This window comes from Lentzea aerocolonigenes (assembly GCF_000955955.1).
Lineage (GTDB): Bacteria > Actinomycetota > Actinomycetes > Mycobacteriales > Pseudonocardiaceae > Lentzea > Lentzea aerocolonigenes_A.
Map to the genome: position 1 here is coordinate 1 of NZ_JYJG01000375.1, position 16,507 is coordinate 16,507.

General features: G+C 68.6%; 16 protein-coding genes. 8 read left to right on the top strand and 8 right to left on the bottom strand.

Translation table 11 applies throughout. The features are described from left to right. Nucleotides 1–223 precede the first annotated feature (223 nt). The 4 genes from pgsA to UK23_RS39130 are packed head-to-tail and all read left to right on the top strand — an operon-like array spanning nucleotide 224 to nucleotide 3,828. Nucleotides 224–826, top strand: coding sequence for a phosphatidylinositol phosphate synthase (gene pgsA, locus UK23_RS39115; RefSeq protein ID WP_045316840.1), 603 nt, complete (start codon nucleotides 224–226; stop codon nucleotides 824–826). Then, a complete protein-coding gene (locus UK23_RS39120; RefSeq protein ID WP_045316841.1) occupies nucleotides 823–1,725 on the top strand; it encodes a phosphatidylinositol mannoside acyltransferase in 903 nt (300 codons plus the stop codon). The genes pgsA and UK23_RS39120 overlap by 4 nt, the downstream gene beginning before the upstream one ends. Continuing rightward, nucleotides 1,722–2,834: a glycosyltransferase family 4 protein gene (locus UK23_RS39125; protein ID WP_045316842.1), complete on the top strand. Its 1,113-nt coding sequence runs from the start codon at nucleotides 1,722–1,724 to the stop codon at nucleotides 2,832–2,834. The genes UK23_RS39120 and UK23_RS39125 overlap by 4 nt, the downstream gene beginning before the upstream one ends. 43 nt (nucleotides 2,835–2,877) lie before the next feature. Continuing rightward, a complete protein-coding gene (locus UK23_RS39130; RefSeq protein WP_045316843.1) occupies nucleotides 2,878–3,828 on the top strand; it encodes an NUDIX hydrolase in 951 nt (316 codons plus the stop codon). A gap of 72 nt (nucleotides 3,829–3,900) precedes the next feature. On the opposite strand, the gene UK23_RS39135 is transcribed toward UK23_RS39130, so the two are convergent. From UK23_RS39135 to UK23_RS39150, 4 genes are read right to left on the bottom strand one after another with little or no spacing between them, the layout of a single operon-like run. Beyond that, a complete protein-coding gene (locus UK23_RS39135; protein WP_045316844.1) occupies nucleotides 3,901–4,893 on the bottom strand; it encodes a TIGR03842 family LLM class F420-dependent oxidoreductase in 993 nt (330 codons plus the stop codon). Between the two features lie 14 nt (nucleotides 4,894–4,907). After that, complete coding sequence (gene hydA, locus UK23_RS39140) at nucleotides 4,908–6,293, bottom strand: dihydropyrimidinase (RefSeq protein WP_045316845.1); 1,386 nt, start codon at nucleotides 6,291–6,293, stop codon at nucleotides 4,908–4,910. Beyond that, nucleotides 6,290–7,132 carry a nitrilase-related carbon-nitrogen hydrolase gene (locus UK23_RS39145; RefSeq protein WP_082115335.1) on the bottom strand — a complete coding sequence of 281 codons (843 nt, stop codon included), beginning with the start codon at nucleotides 7,130–7,132 and terminating at the stop codon, nucleotides 6,290–6,292. The genes hydA and UK23_RS39145 overlap by 4 nt, the downstream gene beginning before the upstream one ends. Next, nucleotides 7,129–8,637 carry an NCS1 family nucleobase:cation symporter-1 gene (locus UK23_RS39150; protein WP_045316846.1) on the bottom strand — a complete coding sequence of 503 codons (1,509 nt, stop codon included), beginning with the start codon at nucleotides 8,635–8,637 and terminating at the stop codon, nucleotides 7,129–7,131. Before UK23_RS39150 ends, UK23_RS39145 begins: the two co-directional genes overlap by 4 nt. Before the next feature lie 144 nt (nucleotides 8,638–8,781). Here UK23_RS39150 and UK23_RS49350 point away from each other — a divergent pair, with 144 nt between their 5' ends. Continuing rightward, a complete protein-coding gene (locus UK23_RS49350) occupies nucleotides 8,782–9,483 on the top strand; it encodes a hypothetical protein (protein WP_156213706.1) in 702 nt (233 codons plus the stop codon). Here UK23_RS49350 and UK23_RS39160 read toward each other — a convergent pair. Genes UK23_RS39160 through UK23_RS39170 form a run of 3 tightly spaced genes read right to left on the bottom strand, consistent with a single transcriptional unit; the run spans nucleotide 9,464 to nucleotide 11,393 of the window. Next, on the bottom strand, nucleotides 9,464–9,967 hold the full coding sequence (locus UK23_RS39160; protein ID WP_045316847.1) for an RDD family protein: 504 nt from the start codon (nucleotides 9,965–9,967) through the stop codon (nucleotides 9,464–9,466). The two genes, UK23_RS49350 and UK23_RS39160, sit on opposite strands and share 20 nt — an antisense overlap. 51 nt (nucleotides 9,968–10,018) lie before the next feature. Beyond that, nucleotides 10,019–10,627 (bottom strand): class I SAM-dependent methyltransferase, encoded by a 609-nt coding sequence (locus UK23_RS39165; protein ID WP_045316848.1) that lies wholly within the window; start codon nucleotides 10,625–10,627, stop codon nucleotides 10,019–10,021. 58 nt (nucleotides 10,628–10,685) lie between these two features. Next, nucleotides 10,686–11,393: a MerR family transcriptional regulator gene (locus UK23_RS39170; RefSeq protein WP_045316849.1), complete on the bottom strand. Its 708-nt coding sequence runs from the start codon at nucleotides 11,391–11,393 to the stop codon at nucleotides 10,686–10,688. A 127-nt stretch (nucleotides 11,394–11,520) separates the two neighbouring features. Between UK23_RS39170 and UK23_RS39175 the strand changes: the two genes are divergently transcribed. Then, a complete protein-coding gene (locus UK23_RS39175) occupies nucleotides 11,521–11,964 on the top strand; it encodes a hypothetical protein (RefSeq protein ID WP_045316850.1) in 444 nt (147 codons plus the stop codon). A gap of 29 nt (nucleotides 11,965–11,993) precedes the next feature. On the opposite strand, the gene UK23_RS39180 is transcribed toward UK23_RS39175, so the two are convergent. Further along, nucleotides 11,994–13,586, bottom strand: coding sequence for a PucR family transcriptional regulator (locus UK23_RS39180; RefSeq protein ID WP_045316851.1), 1,593 nt, complete (start codon nucleotides 13,584–13,586; stop codon nucleotides 11,994–11,996). Between the two features lie 105 nt (nucleotides 13,587–13,691). On the opposite strand from UK23_RS39180, the gene UK23_RS39185 reads away from it, so the two are divergent. Together UK23_RS39185 and UK23_RS39190 are read left to right on the top strand one after the other, a co-directional pair. Next, nucleotides 13,692–14,975, top strand: a complete 1,284-nt coding sequence (locus UK23_RS39185; RefSeq protein WP_045316854.1) for an aspartate aminotransferase family protein — start codon at nucleotides 13,692–13,694, stop codon at nucleotides 14,973–14,975. Between the two features lie 11 nt (nucleotides 14,976–14,986). Next, nucleotides 14,987–16,468 (top strand): CoA-acylating methylmalonate-semialdehyde dehydrogenase, encoded by a 1,482-nt coding sequence (locus UK23_RS39190; protein ID WP_045316855.1) that lies wholly within the window; start codon nucleotides 14,987–14,989, stop codon nucleotides 16,466–16,468. Nucleotides 16,469–16,507: the final 39 nt, after the last annotated feature.

Below are 16,507 nucleotides of genomic sequence, written 5' to 3' on the forward strand. Positions count from 1 at the left end.
ATCACGCCCGCCCAGGTCAGCGCGACCTGACGAAGTACTACTAGCCGTCACCGCTCACGGGGGCCGTCGAAATCACCGGGACGGCGCTCGCCGGCGGGGATCGCGGACGGGACCGCAGAGGATCACGGACAGCTCGGCTGACAGTGTCCCCGCAGGCGAGGGTGAGCTCCGCGCTGAGCTGGTTACTCGTCCAAAACTCAGCCCGGCTAGGCTGCGACACGCCATGCTGAACATCTTCGCTCGCGCGTCCGTCTCGCGCGTCACCGATCCGATCGGGGCGTGGCTGCTCGCGCGTGGCCTCACGCCCAACGTCGTCACCGTGGTCGGCACGGCCGGTGCCGTTGCCAGCGCGCTGTGGTTCATCCCCCGCGGGCAGCTGTTCCTCGGCTGTGCGCTCGTGACGTTCTTCGTGCTGCTCGACCTGATCGACGGGGCCATGGCCCGCGCGCAGGGGCCCACGAAGTTCGGCGCCGTGCTCGACGCCACCTGCGACCGCATCGCGGACGGGGCGTTGTTCGCCGCGCTCACCTGGTACGCCTTCGACACCGGTGCGCGCTGGACCGCAGCGGCCGGGTTCATCTGCCTGGTCGCCTCGCAGGTCATCTCGTACGTCAAGGCGCGTGCTGACGCGTCCGGGCTGAGCGCCGACGGCGGGCTGGCCGAGCGGGCCGAGCGGTTCATCGTCGCGCTGGTCGGGGCCGGGGTGCAGGGGCTGGGCGTGCCGCATCTCATGGACATCTCGCTGTGGCTGCTGGCGGTCATGACGGTGGCGACGGTGCTGCAGCGGATCTTCGCGGTCGCGAAGTCCGCGCGGGAGGCCGCGTGAACCTCGCGACGCTCGGGTACACGGCCGGGTGGCGGCTGATCCGTCTCCTGCCGGAGAAGTGGGCTCGGGCGCTGTTCAACGCGGGTGCCGACTACGCGGCGAAGCGTGGCGGGGCGGGCGTGCTGCAGCTGCGCACCAACCTGCGCCGGGTCGTCCCGCAGGCGGGCGAGGAAGAGCTCGACGAGCTCGTGCGGGACTCGTTGCGGTCGTACGCGCGCTACTGGTGCGAGGCGTTCCGGCTGCCGTCGATGGACCTGCGCGCGGCGTACGAGAAATGCAACTCGCAGGTGTCCGGCGTGGAGAACCTCGACGCGGCGCTGAAGAACGGCACCGGCGCGGTCGTCGCTCTCCCGCACAGCGGTAACTGGGACATGGCCGGCGTCTGGCTCGTGGGCCACTCCGGCACGTTCACGACGGTCGCGGAACGGCTGAAGCCCGAGTCGTTGTACCGGAAGTTCGTGGAGTTCCGCGAGACGCTCGGCTTCGAGGTGCTGCCGCTCAACGGCGGCGACCGTCCACCCGCGACGGTGCTGGCCGAGCGGCTGCGGGACAACAAGGTCGTGTGCCTGCTGGCCGACCGCGACCTTACATCGTCCGGCGTGCCCGTGACGTTCTTCGGCGAGCAGACGCTGATGCCCGCCGGCCCCGCGCACCTGGCCGCGACGACCGGTGCCGCGCTGATGCCGGTCGGCTGCTGGTTCACCGAGGACGGCTGGCACTTCCGCATCCACCCGCCGATCAAGGTCAGCACCGTGCAGGCCGCGACGCAGGCGATCGCCGACGTGTTCGCCGCCGACATCGCCGCCCACCCGGCCGACTGGCACATGCTGCAGCAGCTCTGGCTCGCCGACCTGCCGGAAAGCCGACGCGCCGCTCTGGCCAGGAGGCTCTCGCGGTGAAGGTCGGCATTGTCTGCCCGTATTCCTTCGACGTGCCAGGGGGAGTGCAGGCCCACGTCGTCGACCTCGCCCGCGCCCTGATCGCGCTCGGGCACACCGTGAACGTGCTCGCGCCCGCGGACGACGACAACGAGCTGCCGGACTTCGTCACCTCCGCCGGCCGCGCGGTCGGCATCCCGTACAACGGCTCGGTGGCCCGGCTGTCCTTCGGCCCCGTCTCGTACGCGCGGGTCCGCCGGTGGATCGACGAGCACCAGTTCGACGTCCTGCACCTGCACGAACCCACCGCGCCGTCGCTGTCGATGCTGGCGCTGATGGTCGCCGACGGCCCGATCGTCGCCACCTTCCACACCTCGACGCCGCGCTCCAAGATGCTGTCGGCGTTCCAGGGCGTGCTGCAGCCGTTCCTGGAGAAGGTCACCGCCCGCATCGCCGTCTCCGCGCTGGCCCGCCGCGTCCAGGTCGAGCACCTCGGCGGCGACGCGGTCGAGATCCCCAACGGCGTCGACGTCGACTTCTTCGCCTCGGCGTCCACTTTGGACGGCTACCCGCGTCCCGGCGGCACGATCGGCTTCGTCGGCCGCTACGACGAGCCGCGCAAGGGCATGCCCGTGTTGTGGGAGGCGTTCGGCCTGATCGCCGACGAGTTCCCGGACCTGCGCCTGCTGGTCGTGGGCCGCGGTGAGAACACGTTCGACGGACCCTTCGCTTCCCGGGTCGATTTCCTGGGGCAGGTCGACGATGCCGAGAAGGCGCGGATGCTGCGGTCGGTGGACGTCTACGTGGCGCCGAACACCGGCGGCGAGTCCTTCGGCATCATCCTGACCGAGGCGATGTCCGCCGGCACTGCCGTGGTGGCGTCAGATCTGGACGCGTTCCGCCGTGTTCTCGACGACGGCAAGGCAGGCGCTCTGTTCCCCGTCGGCGACGCTCACGCCTTGGCTTCCGCGCTGCGTTCGGTGTTGCGGGACAGCGCTTTGCGGGCCGAGTACGTCGACCTGGGCTCACAGCGCGTCCAGGCCTTCGACTGGTCCGTGGTGGCGTCGCAGGTGTTGCGCGTCTACGAAACGGCGATCGCCGCCGACCCGCGCCGGGTGAGCGAGGCATGACCGCTGTGCTCGATGTCGCCGACCCGCACGGGGTGCGCCGGCCATGACCGCTGCGCTCGTAGTCGTCCTGGTCACGCTCCTGCTGTCCGCCTGGATCCTCGCCATCGCCAACCGCCTGGACCGCCTGCACGTCCGCACCGACGCTGCCTGGGCCGCCCTGGACGCCGCCCTGGCCCGCCGCGCCGTGGTGACCCGCGCTCTCCTGGACCCCGCACTGTCTTCAGCTGCCTCGCGCGCCGAGTCGGCCTCGCGTGCTGAGCGGGAACTGGCCGAGAACGAACTCTCGGGCCTGCTGGGCGCCCTCGACCGCACGTCCGTGGCGCCGGCCCTGGCCTTCGAGCTCGCCGACGCCGAGGAACGCGTGGTGCTGGCCCGCCGCGTGCACAACGACGCCGTCCGCGACACCCTCGTCCAACGCCGCCGCCGCATCGTCCGCTGGCTGCGTTTGAGCGGCACCGCCCCACAGCCGTCGTACTTCGAGATCGCCGAACCCGCGGCCCCGTCCGAAGCCGTGATGCTGACCCCGCGCCCGTCCGCCCGAGTGGTCCTGACCGACTCCTCCGGCCGCGTCCTGCTGTTCCAGGGCTTCGACCCGGCCCGTCCCCAGGAACTGTTCTGGTTCACCGTCGGCGGAGGTGTGGAAGACGGCGAGGAACTCCGCGACACGGCGCTGCGCGAAGCCTTCGAGGAAACGGGCCTGAAGCTCGCGCCCGATGCTCTGGTCGGCCCGATCTGGCGCCGCCGCGCGGTGTTCAGCTTCGACGGCGAGACGTTCGACGCCGAGGAGTGGTTCTTCCACGCTCAGGTGGACGGCTTGGACGTCGACACGTCCGGGTTCAACGACGTCGAGGAGCACAGCATCTCGGGCTACCGGTGGTGGAGTGCGGAGGAGCTGCGGTCCACGGAGGACACGGTGTACCCGGTGCAGCTGGCGGAACTCCTGCCCGCACTGATGACCGACGACTGGGACGGCGAGATCCGTACGGTCCGCTGAGCCGGTCCGCGCTTGCAGAACGCCGATCGGCCGTGTCCGCCGAAACGGCGGACACGGCCGGCCCGGCCTGGGTCACACCGCCTGGATGATCGAGGAGCCGTAGGCGTCGCGCGTCTTGTCCTTCTCGTCGTGCATCAAGTACAACGCGAAGTTGTCGACGCCGATCTCCTTGAGCTCCTGCAACCGCTCGATGTGCGCGGATTCCGGGCCCACCAGGCAGAAGCGGTCGACGATCGCGTCCGGCACGAAGTCGGTCGACCGGTTGCCCGCCTTGCCGTGGTGGGAGTAGTCGTAGCCCTCGCGGTCCTTGATGTAGTCGGTCAGGGCCTTGGGGACCACGCCGGAATCTCCGTAGCGGGCGACGAGGTCCGCCACGTGGTTGCCGACCATGCCGCCGAACCAGCGCAACTGATCCCGCTGGTGGGAGAGATCAGTTCCGACGTAGGCAGGGGCTGCCACGCACATCGTGATGGACGACGGGTCGCGTCCGGCGGCGACTGCTGCCTCGCGGACGGAGCCGATGGTCCAGCGGGCGATGTCCGGGTCGGCGGTCTGCAGGATGAAGCCGTCGGCCTGCTCGCCGACCATCTTCAGCGCCTTGGGACCGTAGGCGGCCATCCACATTTCGAGCTTTCCGTTGCGCACCCACGGGATCTGCACCGCTGTGCCGTGGTGCTCGACGGAACGCCCTTCGGCCAGGTCCTTGATCACGTGCATCGCCTCGCCGAGCGTGGCCAGGGAGGCCGGTTTCTGGCCGATCACACGGCGGGCCGAGTCGCCCCGGCCGATGCCGCAGACCGTGCGGTTGCCGAACATGTCGTTCAGCGTCGCGAAGAGTGATGCCGTCACCGACCAGTCCCTTGTGGACGGATTGGTGACCATCGGGCCGATGACCAGGTCGCGAGTGGCAGCCAGGACCTGGGAGTAGATGACGAACGGCTCCTGCCACAGCACGCAGGAGTCGAACGTCCAGCCATAACGGAAGCCGCAGTCCTCGGCGGCGCGGAGGCCTTCCACCACGTCCCGCGCTGGCGGGTCGGTCTGCAGCACGATGCCGAAGTCCACGAAAACGCCTTTCTCTACACGAGGTACTGGTTGAGCTCGCGGGACACGAAACGGCCGTGGCCCGTCGAGCCGTGGTAGGCGCCGTCGGCGATCACCTTGCGGCCGCGCGAGAACACGGTGTCCACGCGGCCGGTGAGGTCGAAGCCCTCGTAGGCCGAGTAGTCCACGGCCATGTGGTGGGTCTCGGCGGAGATCGTCTGGGTGGCTGCCGGGTCGTAGATCACGACGTCGGCGTCGGCGCCCGGTGCGATCACGCCCTTGCGCGGGTACATGCCGAACATGCGGGCCGGGGTGGTGGCGACGATCTCGACCCAGCGCTCGCGGGTGATCTCGCCCTTCACGACGCCCTGGTGCAGCAGGTCGACGCGGTGCTCGACGCCCGGCATGCCGTTGGGGATCTTGGAGAAGTCGCCGACGCCGAGCTGCTTCTGGTCCTTGAAGCAGAACGGGCAGTGGTCGGTGCTGACGACGGACAGGTCGTTCGTGCGAAGACCCCGCCACAACGACGACTGGTGTTCCTTGGGGCGCAACGGAGGCGACGCCACGTACTTCGCGCCTTCGAATCCCGGCCGCGCCAGGTCCTCCAAAGACAGGTACAGGTACTGCGGGCACGTCTCGGCGAACACGTTCTGGCCCGTGTCACGAGCGGCTGTCACCGCGTCGAGTGCCTGCGCGGCCGACAGGTGCACGATGTACAACGGAGAACCGGTGACGCGAGCCAGCTGGATGGCGCGTGAGGTGGCCTCGCCCTCCAGCTCCGGCGGCCGGGTCAGGCCGTGCTGAACGGGATCGCCCAGGCCGGAAGCCAGTGCCTGCGCGACGAGCTGGTCGATCGCGATGCCGTTCTCGGCGTGCATCATGATCGTGGCACCGGTCTCGCGCGCCTTCTGCATGGCGCGCAGGATCTCGCCGTCCGTGGCGTAGAAGACACCGGGGTAGGCCATGAACATCTTGAAGCTGTTCACGCCGGCCGCGATGCACGACTCCATCTCCTTCAACGACTGGTCGTTGACGTCGGAGACGATCATGTGGAAGCCGTAGTCGATCGCGCAGTTGCCATCCGCCTTGCTGTGCCACTTGTCCAGAGTGGACAGCAGTGAGGAACCCTTGGGCTGCACCGCGAAGTCGACGATCGTCGTTGTGCCGCCCCACGCCGCCGCGGTCGTGCCGGTCTCGAACGTGTCCGCTGACTGGGTGCCGCCGAACGGCATCTCCATGTGCGTGTGCACGTCGATGCCGCCCGGAATCACGTACTTCCCGGCCGCGTCGATCACCGAGTCGGCCTGCACCTCGAATCCGGGTGTGACCAGAGCGGCGATGTGCTCGCCCTCGATCAGCACGTCGGCCGCGTGCGAGCCGGTCGCGTTGATGACCAGGCCGTTGCGAATCAACACGCTCACGGCGTCACCAGGCCCTCGTAGGTGTCCGGACGGCGGTCGCGGTAGAACGCCCACGTGTCGCGGACCTCGGTCAGCAGGTCCAGGTCGAGGTCGCGCACCACGAGCTCTTCCTCGGTGTCCGAAGCGGCCTCACCGACGAGCTGGCCGCGCGGCGACACGAAGTACGTCTGCCCGTAGAACTCGTTGTCGCCCAACGGTTCCACACCCACGCGGTTGATCGCGCCGACGAAGTACTCGTTCGCCACGGCCGCGGCGGGCTGTTCGAGCCGCCACAGGTACTCGCTCAACGAACGAGAAGTCGCCGAAGGGTTGAACACGATCTTCGCACCCGCCAGGCCCAAAGCGCGCCAGCCCTCGGGGAAGTGGCGTTCGTAGCAGATGTAGACGCCGATCCGGCCGACCGCGGTGTCGAAGGTGGGGTAACCGAGGTTGCCCGGCTTGAAGTAGAACTTCTCCCAGAACCCCTTGACCTGCGGGATGTGGTTCTTGCGGTACTTGCCCAGGTACGTGCCGTCCGCGTCGATCACGGCGGCGGTGTTGTAGTAGACGCCCGGCTGCTCGACCTCGTACATCGGCACGATCAGCACGATGTTGTTCTGTGCCGCGACCTGGCACATCAGCTCGGTGGTGGGGCCGTCGGGGATCGACTCGGTGTAGGAGTAGAAGTCCGCGTCCTGCACCTGGCAGAAGTACGGTCCGTAGAAGAGCTCCTGGAGACACAACACCTGCGCGCCCTGCGATGCGGCGCTGCGGATGTGCTCGACCGCGTTCGCGATCATCGACTCCTTGTCGCCCGTCCACTTCTGCTGGACGAGCGCCGCCCGGATGATGTTGCTCACCTGGTCTTCTCCTTTGCGGTGTTCTCCTTGAGAGCAAAGAAAACCAGGAAACCGGCGACGAAGCCGATGACCCAGTTGTAGTCGTAAAGCGGCTTGAGGAACGGAATCAAGCCGTCCGCCGGAAACGGTCCACCGTAGGCGCCGCCGACCGCGAGCACGGAGCCCACGAGCGTCGCCAGGACGGCACGCCAGTTCCAGCCGCCGTTGAACCAGTACGCGCCCCGGCCGTCCAGGTAGAGGTCGGCGAGCTCGAGCCGCGTCTTCTTGATCACCCAGTACCCGGCGACGAACACGCCGGCCACGGACGCCAGCAGGCCGCCGTAGAACCCGAGCCACGCGAAGATGTAGATGCTCGGGTCGGAGATCAGCCGCCACGGCTGGATCAGGATGCCGACCACACCGGTGATCAGGCCGCCGATCGCGAACGTGATGCGCTTGGGGAACGCGTTCGAGAAGTCGTACGAGGGACTCACGACGTTGGCCGCGAGGTTCGCCGAGATCGTCGCCAGCACCAGCGAGATCAACGCGATGAGCACCAGGATCGTGCTGTCGAACCGGGACGCCAGGTCCGCCGGGTCCCAGATCGCCTCGCCGTACAACGCCTGCGCGCCGGACGTCGTCAGGATCGCCACGATCGCGATGAACGACATGGTGGTCGGCAGGCCGAGGATCTGCCCGGTGACCTGCTTCTTCTGACTACCACCGAACCGGGTGAAGTCCGGCATGTTCAGCGACAGCGTCGACCAGAACGCGATCATGCCCATCAGCGACGGGAAGAAGACCTTCCAGAAGCCGGCGCCCCAGCCGAGCGTGCTGTTCTGGTGCAGGATCGGCCCGAACCCGCCCGCCTTCACCAGCACGTAGCCCAGCAGGATCAGGAACCCGATGCTGACCAGCGGCGCCGTCCAGTTCTCGAACCGCCGGATCGCGTCCATGCCGCGCCAGATGACGAGCATCTGCACGACCCAGAACCCGAAGAAGCACAACCACAACGTCCACGGCTGACCGCCCACGACGGACGCTTTGGTCCACCCGTCACCCGCCAGCCTGCCGACGATCACGTGCAGCGCCTTGCCGCCGACCCACGTCTGGATGCCGAACCAGGCGCACGCGATGAACGCTCGCAACAGCGCGACGAGGTTCGCCCCGCGAATGCCGTAGAACGCACGGGCGAACACCGGGAACGGGATGCCGTACTTCGTGCCGGCGTGGCTGTTGAGCAGCATGGGGACCAGCACGATCAGGTTGCCCAGGGTGATCGTGAGGAACGCCTGCACCCAGTCCATGCCCAGGGCGATCAACGACGCCGCGAGCGTGTAGCTGGGGATGTTGTGCGCCATGCCCATCCACAGCGCGAAGAAGTTGTACGTCGTCCAGGTCCGCTGCTCGATCGGAACCGGCGCGAGCTCGGGGTTGAAGAACCTGCTGTCCTTGATGGGACCTGCGTCGCTCAACTCGACGCGGCCGTCAGGTGTGACCTGGGGCGGTGAGGACTCGACTGCCATCGTTCAACCCCCTGTTATGCTGCTGAAACACGGCGAACGCGGTCGGTTTCCATCCCGGAATCCTGGGTGCGCCGCTGCACGTCTGGCAGTGTCAAAGTGTCCACGCTTGTCATGATCGCCGCACATTCTGTTTCACTGAGTGGTGTGGGGATCTCTCGGCGAACTGCTTTGCTGGGTGGCGCGGGCCTGCTGGGAGCAGCGGGGATATTCGGCGCGACGAGTCCACGCGGCCGCCGCCTGCTCGGGTGGACGGGGCCGGACGGCGTGGTGCCGGACGTGCCACCTGTACCCGTTCAGCCGATGCCGTGGGGCGCCTGGATGGGCGTCGAGGGGCCGGCCGTGCTCGTGCTGCACGGTCGCGGCGGGAGCGTTCAGTGGTGGCAGGACCTCGGGTTGCCGCAGTTCCTCAACGGCGCCACGTTCCGGTGTGCCGTGATCAACGGTGGCGACGACTACTGGGTGAACCTCACGCCGCCGGTGCCGGTCGACGCCGCGCTTGGCGTGTCGATGGGCGGGTTCGGGGTGCTGGACCTCGCGTCGCGGCAGCCGCTCAAAGCCGTCGCGGCGATCAGCCCGGCGCTGTTCCCGGCGTGGGACGACGCCCGGCGGATCGACGGGTTCGCGTCCGAGGAGATCTGGGCGCGGCACGAACCGTTGCGGCACGCGGCGAGCATCAAGTCACCGGCCGGGATCTGGTGCGGGCAGGAAGATCCGTTCCACGACGCCGCACGGGACCTGGCGAACGAGATCGGCGCGGCAGGGTCGTTCGACCACGGCGCGCACGACGGCGGCTACTGGCGGAGGGTGCTGCCGGAAGCGTTGCGGTTCATCGAGTCCCGACTTTGAGCCGCACCACGGCCGTGCCCGCGCGCCGGTCGTGCCACGTGCGGGTGCCGCGCAGATCCAGGGATTCCACCGCCGACAGCACGAGCAGCACGAGCCCGCCCACCAGTAGCAGCGAGGCGAGCCACCCCGCCGACCTCACACCCACGTGCTCGCCGATGACGACCCACGGCTGCTGCCAGCCGAGGCCCGCCATCAGCGCCGGTTCCCGCCAGCCCAGACCGGTCAGCACGAGCACCGCGCCCGCGCCGGGCAGCGCGGTCGTGATGAGCGTGCGGGCCAGCACCCGTCTGAGGCCGAGGCCGGACGCGGGGCCCACGACCCGCAGCCCCGTGAGGGCCTTGCCGAGGGTGTTCGAGCGCAGAAGCGTTGCGTCGTACGCGATCGCGCAGAGCACCACCAGCACGGGTTCGTGGACCAACGGCCACGCCACGACCAGCACCAGGAGCCAGTCGAGCAGACGGGCGATCAGCCGACGAACGAGCATGATTCACGCTATTCGGCAGAACTCCGCCATAAGTGGCCAGTTCATGGCCAGTTAACGTCCGAACTCGGCGACCCACCTCGGACCGTCGCGCCTGACCGAGCGCGGGGTCAGGCCATCAGTCGCGAACGCCTCGATCTCGGACGGCGTGAGCGGCCACGGCGGGCCGTCGGGAACCGGGCCCTCGTCGCGGGCCACGGCGAGCACGAGCAGCGTCGACCCGGTCAGCCACGCCACGCGTTCGGTCGCTCGAGCGTGCAGGCCGACCGGAAGCGCCTGCACCGTCATGTTCTCCACGACGAGGTCGAACGCGTGGTGCCACTCCACGGGCGGGTCGAGCAGATCGGCCACGACGTACGAGACCTTCGAGTCCGGGTAGCGCGCCTGAACCGCCGCGATCCCGGTGGGGGAGATGTCGAAGGCGGTCACGTCGAACCCCAGAGACGCCAGGAACTCCGAGTCGCGGCCGTAGCCACAGCCGACGACCAGGGCGCTGCGGCCCGCGGCGTCGGTACCGGAGGCCCACTCGACGAGGTGTGGTTGCGGATGGGGCTGATCCCACGGGACGGAGGCCGTGCCGGCGTCGGCCTCCGCGTAGAGATCTTCGAACCAACCGGTCGGGTTGGCGGCTTGCAGCCGGCGGGTGTCGTCATCAGCGGACATGACCCACTTCTACCGACTCCACGCCGAACTCACCCGCGCATTTGCCGTTTCGGCAACGTCACCGGGCGGCGCGCGCCTGACCGATGTAGTCGACCAGGCCGTCGTCCGCGGGCCAGCCGATCTGCGAGCTGATCGCGGGCTTGTTCTCGTTCCACGACCGCTGCGCCGCGGCCTGGATCCCCGGGTCGCCACCGGTGAACTTGGCGCCCAGCTCGTCCCACTGCCGCGACAGCTCGACCACACGCGGATCCGTCGGTGGAGTGCCGTCGGCCATGTGCTGACGGATCTCCTTGACCAGCTCCAGCCAGGAGGCCTTCAGCGCCTCCACGGCCTCCGGGCCCATCGAGGCGGCGCGGGAACGCAGGTCGTTCAGCTGGTCGGCGGTGAAGTAGCTCTCGTACACGGACATCATCTCCAAAGTGGACAGAAGGGATTCGGTGGTGTGACCGTCGAGCAGCGAGGCGATCCGAGACCGCAGCGCGTCGACCTGCTGGACCTGCGTCGTCAACGCGGCCAGCTGGGCCTCGAAGATCGGCCGCAGCGAGTCCGAACGGGACAGTGCCGAACGGACCTCCTCCAGCGACAGGCCGAGCTGGCGCAGCGATCTCACCTGATAGAGGCGGCGAACGTCGTCCGGTGTGTACCGACGGTGACCGGACGCCGTGCGCTCTGATGCGCTCACGAGTCCGATCTCGTCGTAGTGGTACAGCGTGCGGACTGTCAGTCCACTCGCTTTGGCCAGGTCACCGATGCTCCAGCGGGTCACACGGCAACCGTAGGACCTCCCGTCACGGGAGGTTCAAGTCCTCAACACCCGATCGAGCGGATTAATTCGCGAACCAAATCAGCCGATGAAAACGAAGATCGGTCCCCAAACCAGATTGAGGAAAACTGTGTCTCGTTCCGGACTGCTTCGTGCCGCCGCTCTGCTCGCCGCCGGTGCTGCCCCGCTGCTCGCGGGCTCGGCCAACGCCGTTGAGGCTCTCCCGTCGCTGCCCGGCGTGCCGGAGGTCGGCGCGGACAAGACCGTCTCCGACGCCAGCCTGCCCGCCAACCCGCTCGAGTCGGCCGGCGCGCTGAAGCTCGGCCAGGTCACCACGCCGGTCACGCCCGACGGCAAGACCCCGGCTCTTCCGGCCGCCGCGCAGGAGCGCACCGCGCCGAACCCGGTCGCGCCCGAGCTCGGCACCCTCCCGTCGCTGCCGAACGCCGAGGCCCTGGCGAGCGGTGCGCACGTCGGCGACCTGAAGGCGCCGGCCCTGTCCGACCTGCCGACCAACGGCATCGTGCCGAACCCGAACGTGCTGTCGGGCACGCTGCCGACGATCAACGGCTGACAAGCACGCCGAAAATGGGCCCGTGCGAGTCACGGGCCCATTTCGTGCACCAAGAGCGCCACGTACAGCGAGAGCACGGACTCCGGGTCCTCCAGCGAGACGCCCAGGACCTGCTCGATGCGGTTCAGCTGCTGGTAGTAGGCCGTGCGGGACAGGTGGGCGGCCGAGGCGGCCGCCGACTTGTTGCCGCCGTTCTCGCACAGGCACCGCAGCAGCTCCACCAGCCGCGAGCCCTGGGCGTTGTCGCGTGCCAGCAACGGGCCGAGCTCGCGGTCCGCGAACGCCCGCACCCGCTCGTCCTCGCGCAGCAGGTGCAGCAGGCCGCGCAGCCGCACGTCGTCCAACCGGTGGTAGAGCTGGGATCCCGGCGCCCGCAACGCCGCTCCGGCCACGTGCGCGGCCTCGCCCAGTGAGCGCCGGACGTCCGTTGTGGACGTCACGGTCGTGCCCACCGCGATCACCACCGTCGACGCCGCCGTGCGGTGGATCTCGCGCGCGACCTTGCGCAGCACCCCTTCCACGCCAACGGTGATCGGCACCGACAGCAGCGCTCGCACCGAGGTGTCGTCCACGACGCCGACCAGTGCCGCGACCGTGACCCGTCGTCCGGCCAGTGCCGTGGCCTCGGCAAGATCACGCAGGACTTCCTGTGTCGCAAGCGTTTGCCCGTGCAGTACCGACACCGGCCGAACCGCCACCCCGATCAGCTGACGGCGTTCCAGCGGCACGCCCAGCGCCGCCGCCCGCGCGCCCAGATCCGGTGACTGCGGCGACTGACCGAGCAACTGGGCCAGCAGCGTCCGGTGCGTCTGGCGTTCCAACGACTCCCGATCGCGCGCCACGAGCCGATGCACGGCCAGCGCGGAGGCAGCGCGCTCGGCGACCACGACGTGCCGGTGCGGCGGCGGTTCCGGCGACACCATGACCAGCCGTCCCCAGTCCGCGCCGCGCGCCCCGACGATCGTGATCAACCAGCCGGATGTCTGGTGGTAGGCGGTCCGCTCGGACACCGTGACCGATCGCGAGCGCGCCGCCCAGTCGTCCAGCAACGTCACCGGGTCGTGTCCGGCCGCGTCGTAGGCCAGCACGTCGTGGCCGAGCGTCTCCAGCACCACGGGCAGCCCGGACGTCCGCGCCACCTCGCGCAGCACCTCGGCGGGCTCGGCCCCGGCCACGGTCAGCGCGGTGAACGTCTCGTGCACCTGCTCCGCGGCCCGCAGCTCGGCCAGCTGCGCGTCCACGATCAGCCCGACGACCGCCTCGGTGACGGCCACGTACTTGGTCTCCTCGGACAGCGTGACCAGCGGTAACCCGTGCCGCTCCGCCTCGGTGACCAGCGCGGCCGGTACGTCGTCGCGCCACCGCCGGCCCAGCTCGACGACCAATCCGGCACAGCCCACCGCTGCCAGCTCCTCGACGTACCGGGCGAGGCCGGACTCGGGCAGCATCACGCCGGTCGTGAGCACCAGCTCGCCGCCGCGCAGCAGTGGCGCGATGTCTGCGATCTCCGCCACATGCACCCACCGGACGCGCCGGGAAAGGCCGGCCGACCCGGCCACCAAACGCGGCTTACCCTGCCGGATCACCGGGAGAGCGACGACTTCGGCGACGGTCGGGTACATGTACACAACGTAATGCCAACCAGCCGATCCGGGTACAGGTTGTGCATGGCGGCGAACCGGGCCCGCCAGCAGACTCCACACCAGGAGCGACGCCTGGAGGACGTGATGGCCCACAAGGAGCTGCTGGCACGACACCGCGCGGTGATGCCGAAGTGGCTGGCCCTCTACTACGACGAGCCCATCGAGATCGCGAGCGCCAGCGGGCGCCGGGTGACCGACCGCGAGGGCACGACCTACCTGGACTTCTTCGCGGGCATCCTGACCAACGCCATCGGCTACGACGTCGCGGAGATCAGCGATGCGATCCGCTCGCAGCTCGACACGGGCGTGCTGCACAGCTCGACGCTGTACCTGATCAAGTCGCAGGTCGAGCTGGCCGAGAAGATCGCCGAGCTGAGCGGCATCCCGGACGCCAAGGTCTTCTTCACCAACTCCGGCACCGAGGCCAACGAGACCGCGCTGATGCTGGCCACTCAAGCGCGGCGCAGCGAGCAGGTGCTGGCTCTGCGCAACAGCTACCACGGCCGGGCGTTCGCCACGATCGCCATCACGGGCAACCGCGGCTGGTCGGCGTCCGCGCTGTCGCCGATCAAGGTCAGCTGGGTGCACGGCGGCTACCGCTACCGCAGCCCGTTCAAGGCGATGGACGACAAGGACTACATCAAGGCCTGCGTCGACGACCTGCGCGAGATCATCGAGACCACGACGTCCGGCGACGTCGCCTGCATGATCGCCGAGCCGATCCAGGGCGTCGGCGGCTTCACCTCGCCGCCCGACGGCCTGTTCCGCGCGTTCAAGGACGTCCTGGACGAGTACGGGATCCTGTTCATCTCCGACGAGGTGCAGACGGGCTGGGGTCGCACCGGCGAGCACTTCTGGGGCATCCAGGCGCACGACGTGGTGCCGGATGCGATGACGTTCGCCAAGGGCCTCGGCAACGGGCTGGCGATCGGCGGTGTCGTGGCGCGTGGCGACTTGATGGACGCGATCAACGCCAACTCCATCTCGACGTTCGGCGGCAACCCGGTCTCCACGGCCGGCGCGCTGGCCACCGTGAACTACCTGCTCGACCACGACCTGCAGGCCAACGCGGCCAAGCTCGGCTCGCGGCTGCTGGGCGGGCTGCGCTCGCTGGCGGAGAAGTACCCGGTGATCGGCGATGTGCGCGGCAAGGGCCTGATGGTCGGGGTCGAGTTCGTCGGGCCCGAGGGCGAGCCGAACCCCGGTGCGGCTGGTGCTGTTCTGGCCGAGTCGAAGGCGCTCGGGCTGCTCGTCGGCAAGGGCGGGTTGTACGGCAACGTGATCCGGTTGGCGCCTCCGATGACGCTGACCGAGGACGAACTCGAAGAAGCGCTGGGGATTCTCGCGCAGGCGGTGGAGAAGGCGTGACCAAGCCCAGAATGATCAAGCACTGGATCAACGGCAAGCACTGGGAAGACACGCCTTCACGGGTTGGGGACGTGTACGACCCGACGACCGGCAAGGTGGCTTCGCAGGTCGCGTTCGCGTCGGTGTCCGAAGTGGACGCTGCGGTTTCCTCGGCCGCGGAAGCGTTTGCGTCCTGGCGAAACGCGTCCTTGGCGCAGCGCTCGACGGTGATGTTCAAGTTCCGCGAGCTGCTCAACGACCGCAAGGGCGAGCTGGCGGAGATCGTCTCCGCCGAGCACGGCAAGGTCGTGTCGGATGCGGGCGGCGAGATCCAGCGGGCGTTGGAGTCCGTCGAGTACGCGTGCGGAATCCCGCAGCTTTTGAAGGGCGGGTTCAGCGAGAACGCGTCCACTCGGGTGGATGTCTACTCGATCCAGCAACCCGTTGGTGTGGTCGGGGTGATCTCGCCGTTCAACTTCCCGGCGATGGTGCCGCTGTGGTTCGTGCCGACGGCGATCGCCTGCGGCAACGCGGTGGTGCTGAAGCCTTCGGAGAAGGATCCGTCGGCTGCTGTGTTCATCGCTGAGCTGTTCGCCGAGGCCGGGCTGCCAGATGGTGTGCTGAACGTCGTGCACGGCGACAAGGTGGCCGTCGACCGGCTGCTCGAACACCCGACCGTCAAGGCGATCTCGTTCGTCGGCTCGACGCCGATCGCTCGGTACGTCTACGAGACCGGCACTGCGCACGGCAAGCGAGTGCAGGCGTTGGGTGGCGCCAAGAACCACATGGTCGTGCTGCCTGACGCGGATCTGGACCTGGCTGCGGATGCTGCGGTGTCGGCCGGGTTCGGGTCGGCTGGGGAGCGGTGCATGGCCATTTCCGTGGTCGTGGCGGTGGGGTCCGTCGGTGACGAGCTGGTCTCCAAGATCAAGTCGCGGATCGCGGACGTCAAGGTCGGGTCCGGGCCGTCGTGCGAGATGGGGCCGTTGGTCACCGGGGTGCACCGGGACAAGGTCACGTCCTATTTGGACGCTGGTGTTGCCGCTGGTGCGTCGTTGGTCGTGGATGGGCGGGATCATCCGATCGATGGTGACGCGGAAGGGTTCTGGCTCGGGCCCACGCTGTTCGACCACGTCGGCACGGACATGACGATCTACACCGACGAGATCTTCGGGCCGGTGCTGTCGGTCGTGCGGACCGAGTCGTACGACGAAGCCGTCGAGATGGTGAACAGCAACCGGTACGGGAACGGCACCGCGATCTTCACCAACGACGGTGGTGCCGCGCGCCGGTTCCAGAACGAGATCGAGGTCGGCATGGTCGGTGTGAATGTGCCGATTCCTGTGCCGGTGGCCTACTACTCGTTCGGTGGCTGGAAGGAGTCGTTGTTCGGGGACGCGCATGCTTATGGGCCGCATGGGGTGCACTTCTTCACGCGGTCCAAGGTGGTCACTTCGCGGTGGCTCGACCCGTCGCACGGTGGCGTGAACCTCGGCTTCCCCCAGAACACCTAGCTGCTGGGCGTCTGCAAGTACTACCAACTGCGAGTTGGT

Bases quoted from the DNA above. Each gene is read 5' to 3' on its own strand.
- pgsA (WP_045316840.1), top strand. From the start codon at position 224: ATGCTGAACATCTTCGCTCGCGCGTCCGTCTCGCGCGTCACCGATCCG.
- UK23_RS39130 (WP_045316843.1), top strand. From the start codon at position 2,878: ATGACCGCTGCGCTCGTAGTCGTCCTGGTCACGCTCCTGCTGTCCGCC.
- UK23_RS39150 (WP_045316846.1), bottom strand. From the start codon at position 8,637: ATGGCAGTCGAGTCCTCACCGCCCCAGGTCACACCTGACGGCCGCGTC.
- UK23_RS39160 (WP_045316847.1), bottom strand. From the start codon at position 9,967: ATGCTCGTTCGTCGGCTGATCGCCCGTCTGCTCGACTGGCTCCTGGTG.
- UK23_RS39165 (WP_045316848.1), bottom strand. From the start codon at position 10,627: ATGTCCGCTGATGACGACACCCGCCGGCTGCAAGCCGCCAACCCGACC.
- UK23_RS39180 (WP_045316851.1), bottom strand. From the start codon at position 13,586: ATGTACCCGACCGTCGCCGAAGTCGTCGCTCTCCCGGTGATCCGGCAG.
- UK23_RS39185 (WP_045316854.1), top strand. From the start codon at position 13,692: ATGGCCCACAAGGAGCTGCTGGCACGACACCGCGCGGTGATGCCGAAG.
- UK23_RS39190 (WP_045316855.1), top strand. From the start codon at position 14,987: ATGATCAAGCACTGGATCAACGGCAAGCACTGGGAAGACACGCCTTCA.